Consider the following 2433-nt stretch of genomic DNA (forward strand, 5'->3'; position numbering starts at 1 on the left):
ACCGTGGCATAAAGCTCGATAGTTAAGCCAGGAACGCTATCAAGTAACTCAGTGAGCTCATCTTTTTGCTCTGGGTTCACGGTACGCGTTAAGTACGTATAGGCAGGCGCGACTTTGTTGTTAGGCATCATGTCATTGGTATAGTTATTTGCATCCTGTACCGTTGGCGTAAATACGAAGTCAGTGCCACCGATAGCGACTACGACAGGTTTTGATGTAAAGGTAGGTTTAGTCATTTTTACTTCTCTTCTTGTTTTCGTGCTTAGCACGCCATTGCAAATAATCTTCAATCTGGTTATCACACTCAGTCAGTGCGTTTTTCAGCTTGGGAATGTCGTCGGTAACCACTTCTGGCCATGTCCCTTGAACTTGTGGTTTTGAACAGGGCACCAACATTCCAGCAGGTGGCAATTTCATGAACACCTGCGTTGCGACGGTTTCAGTAGGGGTCGCGCAGGCGGTCAGTAACAGTGGCAGGGATATGGCACTGAACGTTTGCCAGCTCTGTTTTAAGTGCTGCCAGGTCTGCATTGAGTTTTTCCTCTGCTGCTATGTGTTGCCGTTGCCGCTGAACTAACATGTTGTTAGCTTGCTCACTTTCACCCTTCAAAAATTCAATGGTGGTTAAGTTGATTTGGTTGTCTGCTTCTGCCTTGGTGAGCTGTTCACTTAATGTGGTTTTCTCTGCTTTGACGGTATGAAGCTGCAGCTTCAGCACCGCGATGGTCGTCACCAACACCGCAATACCAATCCACTTAATCCATTTCCATGCAGCGATCACGTTCTAATCCTCTTCGAGTGACGAGTCCTTTAAGTACAACGCCCTGACTCTTTACCCACTCCGTAATGTGACCGCAGGCTTTGGGATAATTGCCATGTTTGATTGCTGCGTAAATCCGAGTGTCAGAGCCGTCCTTATTTTTGCGAAACTTGGTACACCCGAAGTTGAAAACAAAGCTGGTAAAGGCGTCAAATTGACCCGTGCTCATTTGCGCTCCTGAAATCCGTTCTGCATTGGTCACACATCGTTCGGCCGATTGAATATTTTTCACCCAGTCGATCGCGACTTGCTCCAATGTGATTGGCGTATCTGGCACACCATGAGTATTCCCAATTCCATTCGTAGGAATACCTCCCGGACAAACATAAGGGTTCTGCCGGCATCCCTCTGCATCACCAATCAACTTCAGTCCTTTAGGGGTGATGCGCAGCGTTCCTAAGTCTCGTTCCGATACCACAACTTGCCCAATGGGCTGCGTCAATTCAGGTCCATAAACAGCCGTACCACCGGTTACCAAGCCGATCACAGCGACAACAGAACAAATGATGCGCTTAGTCAGTTTCACTCAGTGCTACTCCTTTTTCGCTAGCAATACGTTGCATTGCTCGCTTGTGCCAATAGTTCAATCCCAGTGCGGCAAGGCCAATCACTAGTGATAAAATGAAATACCACTGTTCAAATGTCAGCTTGCTGAAAGTCATTCCTGCCACTGACACAAGGTAAGCAACTCCACTGGTTAATTTGTCGAACCAATCTTTCATATCGTTACTCCAAATTAGCCTGGCAAGGGGCGCAAAACTGGCACCCCGCTATCGCTATCTGACGCCCTTCAGGGATAGGGTCACCACACTCAAGACATTCTTTTGCACTCTCTCGTTGGCTAGTCTTCATAGACTGTTTAAGCTGGTTTGCGATTGCCATTTCAGTAAACTTGGTTTCGTTACTACTAGCATGGTCGATAAAGTCAGGCATTCGTTCTCTCTCTGATAGGCTTAAAGCAAACCGCGGGTATCATCATTACTTAGGTATGAGATGCCATTAATGCGAACAAAGTGAGGGCTCGTCACAAAGCCTTTAAGCTTGCGCTTGGTTTTATCACTGCTGTTTGGATCAACACTAAGTAAATCTGAGATTTGAAGCTTCACACCAAACAGCTCTACTTTGTCTTCATCATCGCCAGTATTTGCATAGAACATACAGTCGTGTGGCTTAATACCGCGCCAACTGCCAGCTTCGCGAGCTTTTTGTTGAAGCTTCCGGAAGTTGTTCAAGTCCAGCTCATACTCAACATCACAACTCACAGCTCCATGAGTAAATCCAGTGGGAATGCCGCGCTCTTTATCAACAGCAGACTCATCATTGATGGTTGCTGTAGCCGACTCCACATGAACTAAAATCCCCAGCATGTTTATGTCGAAGCTTCGCCCTGTATAACGAGAATTCATTGTTTACTCCCCTAGTCGTTGATTGAGCATGATGCCGATGGTGATTTTCACTGGGCACTCGTAAGGTGTAACTGCGAGTAGAATTTCAACTTCTTCACTATTAACCCATGTAATGGTGATGTCATCGTCTTGAGGTGGTTTGATTTCACCAGGGAACTCGTAATCACCAATTTTTTTCACTACCGCCATTTCACGGAGGTCTTGAGT

8 protein-coding genes are annotated in these 2433 nt (G+C 46.4%); all 8 read right to left on the reverse strand.

Annotated elements, in window-relative coordinates; genetic code table 11:
- A partial coding sequence (locus R7E29_RS17975) for a putative phage tail assembly chaperone (protein WP_318082796.1) occupies positions 1–236 on the reverse strand: 236 nt, incomplete at its 3' end.
- On the reverse strand, positions 229–417 hold the full coding sequence (locus R7E29_RS17980; RefSeq protein ID WP_017635439.1) for a hypothetical protein: 189 nt from the start codon (positions 415–417) through the stop codon (positions 229–231). The genes R7E29_RS17975 and R7E29_RS17980, both read right to left, overlap by 8 nt.
- A 22-nt stretch (positions 418–439) precedes the next feature.
- Complete coding sequence (locus R7E29_RS17985; RefSeq protein ID WP_017635440.1) at positions 440–781, reverse strand: hypothetical protein; 342 nt, start codon at positions 779–781, stop codon at positions 440–442.
- On the reverse strand, positions 756–1346 hold the full coding sequence (locus tag R7E29_RS17990) for a lysozyme (protein WP_017635441.1): 591 nt from the start codon (positions 1344–1346) through the stop codon (positions 756–758). Before R7E29_RS17990 ends, R7E29_RS17985 begins: the two co-directional genes overlap by 26 nt.
- Positions 1333–1542, reverse strand: coding sequence for a hypothetical protein (locus R7E29_RS17995; protein ID WP_149150476.1), 210 nt, complete (start codon positions 1540–1542; stop codon positions 1333–1335). Before R7E29_RS17995 ends, R7E29_RS17990 begins: the two co-directional genes overlap by 14 nt.
- A 4-nt stretch (positions 1543–1546) precedes the next feature.
- Positions 1547–1753, reverse strand: a complete 207-nt coding sequence (locus tag R7E29_RS18000) for a TraR/DksA C4-type zinc finger protein (protein ID WP_149150477.1) — start codon at positions 1751–1753, stop codon at positions 1547–1549.
- A 20-nt stretch (positions 1754–1773) separates the two neighbouring features.
- Positions 1774–2226: a phage protein gene (locus R7E29_RS18005; protein ID WP_017821175.1), complete on the reverse strand. Its 453-nt coding sequence runs from the start codon at positions 2224–2226 to the stop codon at positions 1774–1776.
- Positions 2227–2229: 3 nt separating this feature from the next.
- A partial coding sequence (locus tag R7E29_RS18010) for a DUF2586 family protein (protein ID WP_318082802.1) occupies positions 2230–2433 on the reverse strand: 204 nt, incomplete at its 5' end.

This window comes from Vibrio sp. Vb1729, from assembly GCF_033338655.1.
In the GTDB taxonomy this organism is placed as follows: domain Bacteria; phylum Pseudomonadota; class Gammaproteobacteria; order Enterobacterales; family Vibrionaceae; genus Vibrio; species Vibrio alginolyticus.

Coding starts and splice junctions, on each gene's coding strand:
- R7E29_RS18005 (WP_017821175.1), bottom strand. CDS start 2,226: ATGAATTCTCGTTATACAGGGCGAAGCTTCGACATAAACATGCTGGGG.
- R7E29_RS17995 (WP_149150476.1), bottom strand. CDS start 1,542: ATGAAAGATTGGTTCGACAAATTAACCAGTGGAGTTGCTTACCTTGTG.
- R7E29_RS18000 (WP_149150477.1), bottom strand. CDS start 1,753: ATGCCTGACTTTATCGACCATGCTAGTAGTAACGAAACCAAGTTTACT.
- R7E29_RS17980 (WP_017635439.1), bottom strand. CDS start 417: ATGAAATTGCCACCTGCTGGAATGTTGGTGCCCTGTTCAAAACCACAA.